Origin of the sequence: Paenibacillus sp. FSL W8-0426 (assembly GCF_037969725.1) — a bacterium.
In the GTDB taxonomy this organism is placed as follows: domain Bacteria; phylum Bacillota; class Bacilli; order Paenibacillales; family Paenibacillaceae; genus Paenibacillus; species Paenibacillus hubeiensis.
In genome coordinates, this window is the sequence record NZ_CP150203.1 from 67176 (window position 1) to 82500 (window position 15325).

16 protein-coding genes are annotated in these 15325 nt (G+C 52.2%); 15 read left to right on the forward strand and 1 reads right to left on the reverse strand.

Annotated features, from left to right (window positions below):
- The first annotated feature begins 6 nt into the window (after positions 1-6).
- The 15 genes from MKY59_RS00315 to MKY59_RS00385 all read left to right on the forward strand — a co-directional run bounded on the left by MKY59_RS00315 (position 7) and on the right by MKY59_RS00385 (position 14571).
- Complete coding sequence (locus MKY59_RS00315; protein ID WP_236421317.1) at positions 7-777, forward strand: type III pantothenate kinase; 771 nt, start codon at positions 7-9, stop codon at positions 775-777.
- Between the two features lie 165 nt (positions 778-942).
- A complete protein-coding gene (gene hslO / locus MKY59_RS00320; protein WP_290371512.1) occupies positions 943-1833 on the forward strand; it encodes an Hsp33 family molecular chaperone HslO in 891 nt (296 codons plus the stop codon).
- Positions 1834-1851: 18 nt separating this feature from the next.
- On the forward strand, positions 1852-2802 hold the full coding sequence (locus tag MKY59_RS00325) for a peptidyl-prolyl cis-trans isomerase (protein ID WP_236421316.1): 951 nt from the start codon (positions 1852-1854) through the stop codon (positions 2800-2802).
- A 365-nt stretch (positions 2803-3167) separates the two neighbouring features.
- Positions 3168-4106: a cysteine synthase A gene (gene cysK / locus MKY59_RS00330; RefSeq protein ID WP_236421315.1), complete on the forward strand. Its 939-nt coding sequence runs from the start codon at positions 3168-3170 to the stop codon at positions 4104-4106.
- Positions 4107-4244: 138 nt separating this feature from the next.
- The gene (locus MKY59_RS00335) at positions 4245-5879 is read left to right on the forward strand and encodes an anthranilate synthase component I family protein (protein WP_339275478.1); all 1635 of its coding nucleotides are present in this window, start codon (positions 4245-4247) and stop codon (positions 5877-5879) included.
- Between the two features lie 43 nt (positions 5880-5922).
- The gene (gene pabA / locus MKY59_RS00340; RefSeq protein ID WP_339275479.1) at positions 5923-6498 is read left to right on the forward strand and encodes an aminodeoxychorismate/anthranilate synthase component II; all 576 of its coding nucleotides are present in this window, start codon (positions 5923-5925) and stop codon (positions 6496-6498) included.
- A 3-nt stretch (positions 6499-6501) separates the two neighbouring features.
- Positions 6502-7386, forward strand: a complete 885-nt coding sequence (locus MKY59_RS00345; protein WP_339275480.1) for an aminotransferase class IV — start codon at positions 6502-6504, stop codon at positions 7384-7386.
- Positions 7383-8246, forward strand: a complete 864-nt coding sequence (gene folP, locus MKY59_RS00350; RefSeq protein WP_339275481.1) for a dihydropteroate synthase — start codon at positions 7383-7385, stop codon at positions 8244-8246. The genes MKY59_RS00345 and folP overlap by 4 nt, the downstream gene beginning before the upstream one ends.
- A gap of 124 nt (positions 8247-8370) precedes the next feature.
- Positions 8371-8733, forward strand: coding sequence for a dihydroneopterin aldolase (folB, locus tag MKY59_RS00355; protein ID WP_236421310.1), 363 nt, complete (start codon positions 8371-8373; stop codon positions 8731-8733).
- 8 nt (positions 8734-8741) lie between these two features.
- A complete protein-coding gene (gene folK / locus MKY59_RS00360; RefSeq protein ID WP_339275483.1) occupies positions 8742-9290 on the forward strand; it encodes a 2-amino-4-hydroxy-6-hydroxymethyldihydropteridine diphosphokinase in 549 nt (182 codons plus the stop codon).
- The gene (locus tag MKY59_RS00365) at positions 9242-9445 is read left to right on the forward strand and encodes a helix-turn-helix transcriptional regulator (protein ID WP_236421308.1); all 204 of its coding nucleotides are present in this window, start codon (positions 9242-9244) and stop codon (positions 9443-9445) included. The genes folK and MKY59_RS00365 overlap by 49 nt, the downstream gene beginning before the upstream one ends.
- A gap of 109 nt (positions 9446-9554) precedes the next feature.
- Positions 9555-10574: a tRNA dihydrouridine synthase DusB gene (gene dusB, locus MKY59_RS00370; protein ID WP_339275484.1), complete on the forward strand. Its 1020-nt coding sequence runs from the start codon at positions 9555-9557 to the stop codon at positions 10572-10574.
- 248 nt (positions 10575-10822) lie between these two features.
- Positions 10823-11299 (forward strand): transcription elongation factor GreA, encoded by a 477-nt coding sequence (gene greA, locus MKY59_RS00375; RefSeq protein WP_236421306.1) that lies wholly within the window; start codon positions 10823-10825, stop codon positions 11297-11299.
- Between the two features lie 235 nt (positions 11300-11534).
- Positions 11535-13046: a lysine--tRNA ligase gene (gene lysS, locus MKY59_RS00380; protein WP_236421305.1), complete on the forward strand. Its 1512-nt coding sequence runs from the start codon at positions 11535-11537 to the stop codon at positions 13044-13046.
- 187 nt (positions 13047-13233) lie between these two features.
- Complete coding sequence (locus MKY59_RS00385) at positions 13234-14571, forward strand: TrkH family potassium uptake protein (protein ID WP_339275486.1); 1338 nt, start codon at positions 13234-13236, stop codon at positions 14569-14571.
- 108 nt (positions 14572-14679) lie between these two features.
- On the opposite strand, the gene MKY59_RS00390 is transcribed toward MKY59_RS00385, so the two are convergent.
- Positions 14680-15276, reverse strand: coding sequence for a TetR/AcrR family transcriptional regulator (locus MKY59_RS00390; RefSeq protein WP_339275488.1), 597 nt, complete (start codon positions 15274-15276; stop codon positions 14680-14682).
- Between the last annotated feature and the right edge of the window lie 49 nt (positions 15277-15325).

Below are 15325 nucleotides of genomic sequence, written 5' to 3' on the forward strand. Positions count from 1 at the left end.
ACCTCTTTGATTCTTGTTGTGGACGTGGGCAACAGCAATATCGTGCTTGGGGTATACCGGGGACGGGAGCTGCTCCATCATTTTCGCTTGAGTACCTCACGCCAGTCGACAGTGGATGAATACGGCGTATTGATTTATAATTTATTTCATATGTCCGGCATGTCTGCCCGAGACATTGAAGGCGTGATCATTTCATCGGTGGTTCCGCCGCTGGTGAACGTGATTGAAACGATGTGTGAAAAATACATCGGCCAAAAGCCGATGCTGGTTGGGCCCGGTATCAAAACCGGCCTGAATCTGCGATATGAAAATCCGCGCGAGGTAGGCGCCGATCGGATCGTTAATGCCGTGGCTGCCACCGCCAAGTATGGCGGACCGCTCGTTGTTGTCGATTTTGGGACGGCAACGACCTTCGACTGCATTGACGAGAAAGGCCATTATCTCGGCGGAGCGATCGTGCCTGGCATTCATATCGCCACCGAGGCGCTGTATGAACGGGCTTCGAAGCTGCCGCGCATCGAATTGGAAAAGCCCAAAAAGGTTATTGGCCGCAACACCGTACATGCCATGCAATCAGGCATTATTTACGGATATGCCGGCCAGGTCGACGGCATCGTGGAACGCATCTGCGCAGAGATGGACGCGAAGCCGACGGTGATCGCAACAGGGGGATTGGCATCACTGATTGCCGAGGAGACCCGCAGCATCGAGAAGGTTGATCCGCTGCTTACACTGGAAGGGCTGCGTATCATTTATGAACGGAACCGGGAAAGGTAAGGATAAGGACGGCAGACAGCGGGCTGGTGGACAGTCTGAAGTACGGGCCGTCTTTTCTGTCGCTTGCAGGAGCTTTTTCTCTTTATCATTGGATTGAAATCGGGTTCATTAAATAATTTAAACATCATCGATATGATGATGAAACAACTAAGGAGGCTGAAAAGCTTGGAAAACAACCATAAGCAAGACCGGCTGATTCGTGGGACGGCCATGGAGGGACGGGTCAGAGCCTTCGCCGTTCAAACGACGGCGTTGGTAGAAGAATTGCGCCGAAGACACGATACGTTCCCTACAGCCACGGCAGCGATGGGACGCACGGCAACGGCTGCGGCCATGATGGGCGCCATGCTGAAGGGCGAGGAGAAGCTGACGGTTCAGATCAAAGGAAACGGGCCGATCGGCCAGATTGTTGCCGATGCCAACGCCAAGGGCGAAGTGCGAGGATATGTACACAATCCGCATGTGCATCTGCCAAGCAACAGCAAAGGAAAGCTCGATGTTGCGGGAGCGGTTGGTACGGAAGGATTCCTTCATATTACCAAGGACCTTGGATTGAAGGAGCCTTACCGCGGCAGCGTGCCGATCATTTCCGGCGAGCTTGCCGAAGATTTTACCTACTATTTCGCAACTTCCGAGCAGACGCCCTCTGCGGTTGGTTTGGGTGTGCTGGTCGATCAGGATAGCTCGGTCATCGTCGCTGGCGGATTTATCGTACAATTGCTGCCAGGATTGAGCGATGACGAGATCTCAGCGATTGAAACATCCCTTGGCGAGTTGTCCCCGGTAACCACTTTGCTGGAGCAAGGAATGGAGCTGGAGGAACTGCTTCGCCAGGTGCTTCCGGACGTGCGTATTATGGATGGCATGGACATTCATTTCCGTTGCGAGTGCTCACGTGAGCGCGTGGAAAAAACGCTGATTAGTCTTGGGCAATCCGAGATGGAGCAATTGATCGAAGAAGATGGCAAAGCCGAAGTGGTTTGCCAATTTTGCAACGAAGCTTACCAATTTGATCGCGAACAGCTCGAGAGCATTCTAGAACAAGCCAAGAGCTGATTCGGGCGGGGGCACGCAATGACAAGTCAGGAAAAAGGGTTGTGGACGGCGGTAGTTGTCTTGACGCTCGGCATGGTGGTGATGGGGACCATGATGGTTATGCAGGGCCTCAGGCCACAACGCGAAGACGCGGATGCATCCGGCGAGAACGGACGGGGAGATGGCAATGTCATTGCAACAATCAATGGGGAAGTGATTACCGACAAGGAATGGACGGATGCGCTGAAGCGACGTTACGGAAACGAATTGCTGATTCAGATGTTGAATCGCAAAGCGGTGTATGCCGAAGCGCTCAACCGCAATCTGACGGTAACTCCTCGTGAAATTAGCCGGGAACTTAACGCGGCGATGGAAGGATACGACTCGGTGCAGGCGTATTTTGACGAGATGCAGTCCCAACTGGGCCTGACCAAAGAAGAACTGGAATTAGAGGCAGGCTACAAGCTGCTGCTGGAAAAGATCGCAACGATCGGCATCCAGGTGAGGGAATCGGACATTGAGGACTACCGGAGCAAACATGAGGAAGATTTCGTGACACCCGAGAAATACGATCTATCTCTTATCGTGGTCAAGGACAGGCAATATGCCGAGGATTTGGTGGATGCATTGAAAAAGGGCACCGACTTTGAAGAAACCGCGCGAACGGAATCGATCGACAGTTACTCGCGCGACTCCGGCGGGCGATTGGGTTGGATCGAACGAACGGATCCCTTTCAGCCTGAAGCGATCATGAACCGGGCCGAGCATATGCAAAAAGGCGAAATCGCAGGTCCCATTCCGGTGGAAGAAGGGTATGCGATCCTCAAAATGAATGACCGAAAAGAAAAAGAAGTTCCTTCGGACGAGGAGATCGTTGAAGAGATTCGCATGCAGCTCGCATTAAGTCAGGCAGATCCCCTTTCCGAAGTGGAAGAGAGACTGCGCGACAAATACGAAGCGGTCATCATTGCCGAAATTCCGGCTTCGTAAAAACCCGATTGTTCCCTCTTTGCAGCCTGCCGACAGCATTGTGATAAATAGACTCTTTTTGTGGGCCCAAATGCCCATGGAAAGAGTATTTTTTTTGGCACTCATATTGACAATAAGGTGTAACGTTGATAAGATGAAAATAGCAAATACCTACTTTTTTACTCGGATTAAACATGATTTGTGCTTATATACTTTTTGAAAAGAAACCTTCGGAGACCTGGCCTGCCAATGCGTTGTCGTTGACAGGATGAATATGAAGCAAGGGGTTTCCGCGGTTCTTCTATACAGCAACCAGAGGCTGGTTCAGCCGCAGAAGGGTCCCGCAGGACCAAGATTTACTCATCCAACCTAAGGAGGGCATTCATATGGCTAAAGTCGTTAATAACGTAACAGAATTGATCGGGGGAACTCCTCTTGTGCGTTTGAACCGCATCGTTCCGGAGGGCAGTGCCGAAGTATTCGTGAAACTGGAGTACCAAAACCCTGGCTCCAGCGTTAAAGACCGCATTGCCGTTAGCATCGTGGAAGAAGCGGAAAAGGAAGGCAAGCTGAAGCCGGGCGACACCATTATTGAAGCAACCAGCGGGAACACCGGGATCGGTTTGGCCATGGTTGCCGCAGCCAAAGGTTACAAGGCAGTGATCGTCATGCCTGAAACGATGAGTTTGGAGCGCCGCAACCTGCTGCGCGCATACGGAGCCGAACTGGTGCTGACGCCAGGGTCCGAGGGCATGAACGGGGCCGTTAAGAAGGCGGAAGAACTGCAGAAAGCCAATCCGACATACTTCATGGCAGAACAATTCAAGAATGAAGCGAACGTAAAAATTCACCGTGAAACGACAGGTCCGGAAATCGTGGAGGCCATCGAATCCATCGGAGGCACATTGGATGCATTCGTTGCGGGCATCGGTACGGGAGGAACGATTACGGGTGCAGGCGAAGTGCTTAAAGAAGCGTTCCCATCGGTGAAAGTATACGCGGTTGAACCGGCAGCATCTCCAATTCTTGCCGGCGGCAAACCGGGACCACATAAAATCCAAGGAATTGGCGCGAACTTTATTCCTGAAATCCTTAACCAAGAAGTGTATGACGAGATCATTCACATCGAGAACGATGATGCATTCGAAACTGCCCGCCAGGTGGCCAAGGAAGAGGGCATCCTTTCCGGTATTTCCTCCGGTGCGGCCATTCGTGCCGGCTTGCAGGTAGCCAAGCAGCTTGGGGCAGGCAAACGCGTTGTCGTGATCGTGCCAAGTAACGGTGAACGTTACCTCAGTACGCCATTGTACAACTTCGAAGCTTAATTTTATGCGCTGGATCGATCCTCCATGCCCGTGTATCGGGTGTGGGGGATTTTTTGTCTGGATGCTTTTAAAAGGGTCGACGCTTTAGTATACTATCAAACAATAGAACTTGCGACAGATGGAGGGCGGCAAACCGCGATGACAGAGCTGATGACAACATACGCCGATTGGATGGAGTGGGCCGTTCAGGACTGGACGATGCTGCCTTATATCATTCGGTCGGAAGGTGGCACGAAGCATGGCGGTTTGCCGCCGACGTGGGCTGAAGCGTGGCAGCAGGCCGCTCCTCATGCCATGGTTTTGGAGAACGGCAAGGGTGGACGCTATACGTTTGTGGGACTGCACCCGGTATCGGTGATTTCGGGAAAAGGAAGCGAAGCCGTAATCGAGGAGCTGGCCAGTGGAGAGCGGCGAAATGATCAGGGTAAGCCGCTGGAGGTTCTGCAGCGTTGGGCACAGCCCTATCGCGCTCCCCGAGTAGAGGGAGTACCCGGCTTCGCTGGCGGATGTGCAGGCTATCTAAGTTATGACGTGGCCCGCTCGCTGGAGAAACTGCCTGCACTAGCGAAGGATGATCCGGCATTGCCGGATTACTGGTGGATGCGTTTCGAAGAGTTGTGGGCCTACGATCATGAGTCTGGTGCGCTTTATTGCATGATCCATGTGCCGGCGCCTGTACAGCCGGAAGCGAATGACAGCGGCCTTCGCGCTGCGTTTGAAAAGGCGGAAGGCCGTGCAAAAGCGATGCAGCGACAGTGGTCGCAGATGATGGATGCGACGAAGTCGGACGAGCAGCAGCGGATTTTGGATCAACGCAGGCAGCGGTGGGCCGTGCAGCAGAACGAACCGGCGGACGCGGAAACGGAAGGTTGGCAAACCCCGTTTCCGCGGCAGGATTTCGAAAATGCGGTACAGCGGGTGCAGGAGTACATCAGGCAGGGCGACGTATTTCAGGTGAATCTGTCCCTGCGTCAACAAAAAGGATTGCAGTCTTCGGCTGAAGATATCTATGAATGGCTGCGGATCGTCAACCCGTCTCCATACATGGGCCTGCTGCGCAGTCCGGAATTTCAACTCGTCTGCGGATCGCCTGAGCTGCTCGTCAAGGTCGATCAGGGCAAGGTAAGCGCACGTCCTATTGCGGGAACAAGGCGAAGGGGCCGGGACCAGGCTGAGGACGAGGCGATGGCTGCGGAGCTGTTGAACAGCGAAAAGGAACGGGCCGAGCACATTATGCTGGTCGATCTGGAACGAAACGATATCGGCCGGATTGCCGCTTACGGTTCGGTGCGTGTTCCGGAGTTGATGACGATCGAGAGATATTCGCACGTCATGCATCTTGTCTCCCAAGTGGAGGGAATGCTGGCCGAGGGATTATCGGTGTACGATGTCATCGCAGCTACATTTCCTGGAGGCACCATTACCGGCGCGCCGAAGGTGCGAACGATGGAAATCATCGAGGAGCTGGAGCCTGTTCGCCGCGGGCCCTACACGGGCTCGATTGGCTGGATAGACTTCAGTGGAAACATGGAATTGAATATTGTCATCCGGACGCTTGCCGTCAAGGATGGCGTGGGTTACGTCCAGGCCGGGGCGGGCATTGTGATTGATTCCGACCCTTACCGAGAATACAGAGAGTGCCGCAACAAAGCCAGAGCGATGATTAAAGCCGTGAAGCACAGTGAAGAAGAGATTCAGAGCAGAGCATTGGTGGAACATACCGATTCCACAGAGAAGCAGTCCGGGCAGGCTGAGCCGGTCCGGGCCCAATAAGAGAGCCGTCTTCAAGCAGGACGGAAGAGGAGGAGCACGAGCGATGATCCTGGTTATCGATAATTATGATTCTTTTACCTACAACTTGGTTCAATATTTGGGCGAATTGGGGGAAACCGTCGAAGTAAGACGCAATGACGAGATTGATCTGGAAGGCATTGAGACACTCGCCCCGGATCACATTTTGATCTCTCCCGGCCCTTGTACGCCGAATGAAGCGGGAATCAGCTTGGCCGTTATTGAACATTTCAAAGGCCGCATCCCGATCTTTGGCGTATGCCTGGGCCATCAATCCATCGGACAGGCGTTTGGCGGCAATGTCATTCGCGCAGAGCGCATGATGCATGGCAAAACGTCGGAGATGTTCCATAACGGCACGTCCGTGTTTGCCGGATTGCCATCTCCGTTTACGGCAACGCGTTATCATTCCTTGATCGTTGAGCGCTGCAGTTTGCCGGATTGTTTGGAAATCACGGCAGAAACCGCCGAAGGCGAAATTATGGGCCTGCGTCATAAGGAATATGCGATCGAAGGTGTACAGTTCCATCCGGAGTCGATCATTACGGATCATGGGCACCAAATGCTGCGTAATTTCCTGGCAGGTCAGGTCAAGGCATAGACGATGAAATATGCCGCATTGAATGGAAAAGTCGTTCCCATGGCAGCAGCCGTGGTTCCGGTAACGGATCACGGCTTTTTGTACGGGCTGGGACTCTTCGAGACGTTCAGGACCTATCGGGGCGTGCCTTTCCTGCTGGAACGTCATCTGGAGCGGATGGCGGCCGGTTGCCGGGAGTTGGGCATCCCCTTCCATGTGACTGCGCCCGAGGTGGAGAGCTGGATTCGGGAGTTGATGCAGGCGAACGGATTGGAAGAGGCATATGTACGCTATACCGTTTCAGCCGGGGAGGCGCCGCTCGGTTTGCCTTCATCCGATTACGGAACGCCGAATCATATCGTCCTGGCCAAGGCACTGCCGCCCGCATCGTCTGAATTGCACGAACGCGGCAAAATGCTGCAATGCCTGAAGCTGCCCCGCAACACCCCGGAAGGGGCCGTGCGGCTGAAATCGCTGCATTACATGAACAGCATTCTAGCCAAACGCGAGCTGAGTGGATATGGCGAGGCGGCTCATGGCGCGGAAGGCCTTCAGCTGACCAGGGAGGGCTATGTGGCGGAAGGCATCGTGAGCAACGTATTTTGGATAAGATCGGGTGTCCTGTATACGCCGTCCATCCATACGGGCATACTGCCTGGCATCACCCGTGGAATGGTGTTGGAATTGGCGGGCGGGCGGAACATACCTTGCGAAGAAGGTTTGTATGCATGGGACAGCCTGCTGGAGGCGGATGAGATTTTCCTGACAGGCTCCGTGGCCGAATTGGTCCCCGTGACTTCGCTGCGTGATCCGATGGGTGAAGTCCGAATCATCAGCGACGGAAGAATAGGTCCAATTACAGCCAGGCTTCTTCGTAAGTACCGAGAGAAAGCGGGGTTAAATTCATGACGCTTGCACCAATCATATATGAACGAGATTATGCATGGGGGCCGGCCGGGCTAAAGCTCGGGGAACGGACGCTTATTATGGGCATTCTCAATGTTACGCCCGATTCGTTTTCGGATGGAGGGCGTTACAACAATGTGGAGCGCGCCGTCACTCATGCGCTTCAGATGATGGAGGACGGCGCCGACCTGATCGACATCGGCGGAGAGTCGACGCGTCCCGGCTCACAGGTCGTGACCGCCGAGGAAGAGATGAGCCGGATCGTTCCGGTGATCGAGGCGCTGCGCCGGGAAGCTCCGCATATTCCCATTTCGGTGGATACCTACAAGGCGGGCGTTGCCCGTGAAGCCATCCTTGCCGGAGCTCACATTATTAACGACGTGTGGGGGGCGAAAGCTGATCCGGATATGGCCCGCACGGCTGCAGAGCTGGGATGTCCCATCATTCTAATGCACAATCGGCAGGCGCGCGACTACACCGATTATGTGCCTGACGTCGTCCGCGACCTCCAGGAGAGCGTACGGATCGCAAAGGAGGCGAGCGTAAAAGAAAACCAAATCTGGCTGGACCCAGGTATCGGATTCGCAAAGGACCTGAACGAGAATTTGACGCTGATGTCTGCGCTTGGGGAATTGAACGAGCTGGGATATCCCGTTCTGCTCGCCACATCGCGCAAGCGGTTCATTCAGACCACGCTCGGCGTGGAGCCGGGCGATGCGGTGGAAGGCACGGCGGCAACGGTTGCCTTCGGCATCGCCCAAGGCTGCCAGATGGTTCGCGTCCATGACGTGAAGCCGATTCGGCGCACGGTGGACATGTGTGACGCCATGTTATACGCTTCTCCGGGCTTGCGGAGAAGATGAAACGGCGGTCTGCCTGGACCCGTCCGGAGGAAGCGCAGCGTTTTTGGGAAAGAGGAGAAGGTTGCTAACGGAATGCGTTTGATGAGTTTGGCGGACTGCATAAAGGTTGAAGGAGGATGAAATGATGGACCGGATGGTGTTGCATCGAATGGAGTATTACGGGTATCATGGCGTGTTTGAGGAAGAACGGAAACTTGGGCAGCGCTATTACATAGACCTGGAGCTGGATATGGACTTGGGGGAAGCCGGGCGTACGGACGACCTGACCAAAACGATAAATTACGCGGAAATCCACGAGCTCGTGAAGGGCATCGTCGAGAATACGTCATTCCAGTTAATTGAAGCATTGGGTGAACATATTGCATCTTCATTACTGGACACTTATACTAGTATCATTGCACTTACAGTCAAGGTGACGAAGCCGCATCCGCCGTTCGATATTCATTTTGGCGGCGTGACCGTGGAGCTTCGGCGCACAAGAAAGTGAGAACGGATATGAATGCACATTCGACCTCTGAATTTTCAGAGGCTTATATTGCTTTAGGGGCTAATTTGGGGGATCGCGAGCAGACGCTGCTTGAGGCGCTGAATTTGCTTGACGAACACCCGCAGATCAAGGTTCTTCGGGGTTCTGCGCTCTATGAGACGGAGCCGGTAGGCTACGTGGATCAGCCCGCTTTTCTGAATATGGCGGTAGCGCTCCAAACGAGCCTTCAGCCTGAGCAGTTGCTTACTGCGATGCTGGAGATCGAGAATCGGCTTGGCCGGGTTCGGGATGTTCGCTGGGGCCCTCGCACCGTTGATCTGGACCTGCTTTGGGTAAATGGGGAGACAAGGGATACGGAATTGCTGCAGCTGCCGCACCCGCGAATGGGTGAGCGGGCATTTGTGCTGGTTCCGTTGTCCGACATCGTGTCCGAAGGGGAGACTACAGGTTTGTACGACGTTGTACACGCATCGTTGTCTGCGCTGGATGGAAAGGGTGGAATTCGGCTTTGGAAAACATGCAACTGGCCAATCGCATCCGGGCATTCCGGAAGTTGAGAGGTTTGACGCAGCAGGAGCTTGCTGCAAAAACCGGCATATCGCTGGCTGTTCTGGGCACGATTGAGCGGGGCAACCGCGTGGTGACGGAAAAGGAGCTGGCACGGATCGTTGAAACGCTTGGGGTCAGCGCCAGCGAGCTTCAAGGGCAATAAATCGTATCTTCAGTTTGAATGACAGCTTGACGTTCGACATACAATGTTCAATTTTGAATCGCGGGTCTTCTGAAGGATGCCTGCAAAATGAAGGAGAGTGGGACAAGGGATGCTGAAAATAGGCAATATTGAAATGAAAAATCAGGTCGTGCTGGCGCCTATGGCCGGTGTCTGCAATCCGGCTTTTCGTTTGATCGCCAAAGAATTCGGAACAGGACTCGTTTGCGCCGAGATGGTCAGCGACAAAGCGATCGTTCACGGCAACAAGCGCACGCGCCAGATGCTGTTCGTGGATGAGCGGGAGAAGCCGCTCAGCCTGCAAATTGTCGGAGGCGACCGCCAATCGCTCGTAGAGGCTGCCAAAGTAGTCGATAAGGAAACCAATGCAGACATCATTGACATCAACATGGGATGCCCGGTACCCAAAATAACGAAATGCGATGCAGGGGCACGCTGGCTGCTAAATCCGGACAAAATCTACGAGATGGTATCTGCCGTAGTTGATGCTGTTGAGAAGCCAGTCACGGTCAAAATGCGTATTGGCTGGGACAGTGAGCATATCTATGTGGTCGAAAATGCCCTTGCCGTAGAACGTGCTGGAGGACAGGCAGTGAGCGTGCATGGTCGTACCCGGGAGCAGCTGTATACGGGAACAGCCGATTGGTCCCACATCAAAAACGTGAAAGAAGCCGTATCCATTCCGGTCATCGGCAATGGGGACGTAGCTACTCCGGAGGATGCGCGGCGCATGCTGGATGAAACGGGTTGCGACGGTGTCATGATCGGCCGTGCTGCACTCGGCAATCCATGGATGCTGTATCGTACCATTCAATATTTAAGCTCCGGGGAGCTGCTGCCTGATCCGGAAGCCGAAGAAAAAATTCGCGTGGCTATCCTGCATATGGATCGTCTCGTTGCCCTTAAGGGCGAAGTGGTCGCTGTACGCGAGATGCGCAAACATTTGGCGTGGTATCTGAAAGGGCTCAAAGGCTCCGCACGTATCAAGGACGTTATTATGGAAGGAACGAAACGTGACGAAATGGTGCAGATTTTGGAGAATTTCGTAAGTCAACTGCATCAAGAGGGGCCATCTGACGCTGAACGTGCCGTTGCTGAAAATGCATCCTAAGACGACGTTGTAAAACGTTTACAGCCATATGGGGAGTGACATTGACTTTTCGATGTCGTTCCCCTATAATTTCTCAGTATAAATTCGCCAATGTGTGTCATAAGGCTTAGTGCATCAGGGGAAACGTTCTGTTTCTCCGGAGAACTTCATATAGTTTTCAAGATATATGCGGGCGGGGCTTTTGAAAGACATCATGGGTTCCGTTGCCGTGCAATCAAATTATTCCCATGACAGGAGAATCGGTTGAGATGAGCGATAAGGAAGTTATCCTTACACAAGAGGGACTCAAGAAACTGGAAGAAGAACTGGAGACGCTGAAGTCTGTCAAGCGCCGTGAGGTGGCTGAGCGGATCAAGGTAGCCATCGGTTATGGCGATATCAGCGAGAACTCCGAATACGAAGATGCGAAGAATGAGCAGGCGTTCATCGAAGGCCGCATCATTACGCTGGAGAAAATGCTCCGCAACGCGCGCATCATCAACAATGACGAGATCGATACCGACGCTGTAAGCGTAGGCGCAACGGTAATCGTTGAGGATTTGGAATTTGGCGACACCATGGAGTATACCATCGTAGGTACGGCTGAATCCGATCCTTTGCAGAACAAAATCTCGAACGAAAGCCCTGTCGGAAAAGCGATTTTGGGCAAGAAAAAAGGTACGGTGGTTGACGTAAACGTGCCTGCAGGCGTTATTCAATATAAAATTGTAGATATTAAGAAGTAATATAATCAATGAAGCAGTCGGGAAATGAGGCAAAAGCTTCCTTAGGGGAGCTTTTTTCAACATGTCCGGCATGCATAAACATTGATGTACACTTGCATCCTGATACTGCAACATAAACTTCCGACAACCGTGGTCTGCCTTTTGCGGGAAACCATCGATGAACGATGTTCCCGGCATGAGAGGAAGCGCAGATTCGCCTTTGTCTGCAATGTAAATAAGGAGATGAATATAGATCATGACGGATGAAGTCTTGAATCAGGAAACCGAACTTAGCGAGCTTTTGCAAATTCGCCGCGACAAGCTGGACGAGCTCCGCAATCTGGGAATCGACCCGTTTGGCAAAAAGTACGTACGTACCGAGGAAGCCGGTTCTATTCTGAAGAAGTACAATGAACTGACGAAGGAAGAGCTCGAGGAAAAGCAAATCGAAGTCAGTATTGCCGGACGGATTATGGCGAAGCGGGGAATGGGTAAAGCGAGCTTTGCGCATATTCAGGACCTGAGCGGCAAAATCCAGATTTATGTTCGTCAAGACTCGGTGGAAGAGTCGAAATTTGCTGCATTCAGCCTGCTTGATCTCGGAGATATCGTCGGTGTTAGCGGTGTGGTCTTCAAGACCAAAACCGGTGAAACGTCTGTCAAAGTTAAAGATTTGGAAGTATTGTCGAAATCGCTCTACCCACTGCCGGATAAATATCATGGTCTCACAGATGTGGAGCTGCGTTATCGTCAGCGCTATGTGGACCTGATTACGAACCCTGAAGTACAACAAACATTCATTACACGTTCCAAAATCATTCAGTCGATGCGCCGTTACCTGGATTCCCTCGGCTATCTCGAGGTGGAAACCCCTACGTTGCATACTATCGCTGGTGGTGCCGCTGCGCGTCCGTTCATCACGCATCATAATGCGCTGGACATGGAATTGTACATGCGGATCGCAATTGAGCTTCATCTGAAACGTCTGATCGTAGGCGGATTGGAGAAAGTGTATGAAATCGGTCGTGTTTACCGGAATGAAGGGATGTCGACACGTCATAACCCTGAGTTCACGATGATCGAGCTGTATGAGGCATATGCCGATTATAAAGACATCATGCGTCTGACTGAAAATTTGGTTGCTCATATCGCCCAAGAAGTGCTTGGCACGCAGGTCATCCAGTACGGAGACCATCAGGTGGATCTGACGCCTCAATGGCGCCGTGTGACCATGGTTGATGCAGTCAAAGAAGTCGTTGGTGTAGACTTCTCCGTGCACATGTCGGATGAGGAGGCTCATCGTCTGGCCAAAGAACATAAGGTTCCGGTTGAACCGCATATGACTTTCGGTCACATCCTGAATGCGTTCTTCGAGCAATTCGTAGAAGAGACGCTGATTCAGCCGACGTTTATTATGGGACATCCGCTTGAGATTTCTCCACTGGCAAAGAAAAGTGATGTAGACCCGCGTTTTACAGACCGTTTCGAATTGTTCATCGTCGGTCGCGAGCATGCCAATGCCTTTACGGAGCTGAACGATCCGATCGACCAACGTCAACGGTTCGAAGCGCAGCTGCTGGAGAAAGAGCACGGAAACGACGAAGCGCATGAAATGGATGACGACTTCATCCGTGCGTTGGAATACGGCATGCCGCCGACAGGTGGACTGGGGATCGGCATTGATCGTCTCATCATGCTGTTGACCAACTCGCCGTCCATTCGCGATGTTCTGCTGTTCCCTCATATGCGTCCGCGTACGCAAGACTAGGAGTTGTACTGCAAGAGTCAAAGTATCGAGAGTCGGCGTTCTGCGAATAACGGCTGCGGTTAATAATAAGGGACGCATCCAGCGTTCATAATAGAAGAGGAACCTGCTGTTCGGCATTACCGCTGGCGCAAGTTCCTCTTTAGGTTTAATATGCGGTTTTTATTATGTTTTAGAAGAGGTGCCCTTTATGAAGTTCAAGCTTCATTTAGCCAAAATCCTGTCTCCTCCGTTAATCCTGGTAGGTGGATTTTTATTGATCATAACCATCGGTACCATTCTGCTTATGATGCCTTTTGCCAATCAGAGCGGAGTACATCTGCCATTGATCGATGCGCTGTTTACCGCGACCTCAGCTGCTTGCGTTACAGGGTTGGTCGTGGTGGATGTGGGTACGACGTTCAATCTGTTCGGCCAGATCGTTATTATGGTATTAATGCAGCTGGGCGGACTGGGGTTCATGACACTTGCAACCTTGTTTGCGCTTGTGGTGGGTAAGCGGATTTCCCTGAAGGACAGGCTGCTGCTTAAAGAGGCCATTAACGCCGACAGCATGGAAGGCATCGTGCGCATCATCCGCAAGGTGCTGATATTTTCGTTTACCATTGAGGGGATTGCTGCAGTGATATTGGCTCTTCGATGGGCGCTTGAAATGCCCTTTGGCCAAGCGGTTTATTACGGAATTTTCCACTCCGTATCTTTATTCAACAACGGTGGCTTCGACCTGTTCGGCAACAGTTTTCAATATTTTACGGGAGACTGGTTGTTCAACATTACTGCATCCGTTCTCGTCGTTTCCGGCGGACTGGGGTTTGTGGTGCTTAATGATCTGTTCGAGTATCGTAAAAAACGGCGTTTGTCTCTGCAATCGAAGCTGGTATTATCCGTCTCGGGTTCGTTAATCGGTATCGGTGCGCTTGTATTGTTCATTTTTGAGTTCACCAATCCCCATACGCTTGCTTCGCTTACATGGGACGAAAAGATCTATGCTTCCTTCTTCCAGTCCGTTTCGACGCGTTCTTCGGGTACAAGCACCATTGATATTACCGAAATGCGGCAGGCTACGCAGTTTTTCTTCATACTGCTGATGTTTATCGGGGCCTCGCCGGGCTCCACCGGGGGCGGCATCAAAACAACGACGTTCCTGATCATGATCGGGGCAGTGTATGCCATGATTCGAGGGAATCGGGATATCGTGTTTTTCCGACATCGCGTACCCAAGGAGCTGTTGATGCGTGCATTAACCATCATTATGGTCTCGTTGATCATCTTTATGATCGTTGTTATGCTTCTCCTCACGACAGAAGATGCGCCGTTTCTTGCATTGATGTTTGAAGCAGCTTCGGCGATCGGAACGGTAGGACTATCAGTAGGGGTGACCTCGGAGCTTAGCGATTGGGGAAAAATCATTATCTCCCTTACCATGTTCATCGGCCGGATCGGCCCGTTAACGATTGCGTATGCATTACGCCCTCGCAAGGAGAAGAGATTGTACCGCCATCCGGAAGGGCGAATCATTATCGGATAAACCAAATAACCGCAAAACCCGCCGAATTTCATCCAGGCATCAGCTCAGGTGAAATGTCGAATCGGGTTTTGCGGTTTTTTTTGTTTTCAGGGTCTGGTTTCGTCTTTATTACGTTTTACTGCATAGAGAGGATAGATGCAGCTCAACGATGTCCTCCAACAGTTGGGGTTCCATCTGCTCGGGATTCAATATGGCATGAACGGCAAGGCCGTCAATCAATGCGTATAAACGTTCCGTTTCCAGTTGTTCCTGCATATCGGGTTTGGCCAACCCGAGCTTGATTAAATACTGAATGACGGAGGAAGCGGTATAACGCAATTCTCCATATACCTGGTCTGCTAGCGATTTCAGCGCCGGATCTGTCTTGGATTTGGCCGTAAAAGCATACCACACCTCCATTTCGGCCATGTTCTCTTCCGTCGTCGGCAATACCTCAAGCAGCAGCCTCTTTGCATTTTCCAATGGCGGGCCGTTAAGGTCCAGTCTTTTAATGCGTTCGTGTACACGCTTCGAGACCAAGGTCATTGCATATAACAACAACTCGGACTGAGTGGAAAAATAGTGACGCATGGAGCCGGGCGAGATGCCGGCCTCTTCGGCAATTTTGCGAACAGAGGCTTGTTCCATGCCATCCCTTCGTATGACGCGCCATGCTGCCTCGGCTACGAGCAAGCGTTGTTTGTCGTGATCTACAATTTTAGGCATATACGAATTATATCACTATTGATTAATATAATACAATTGTGTTAAATTG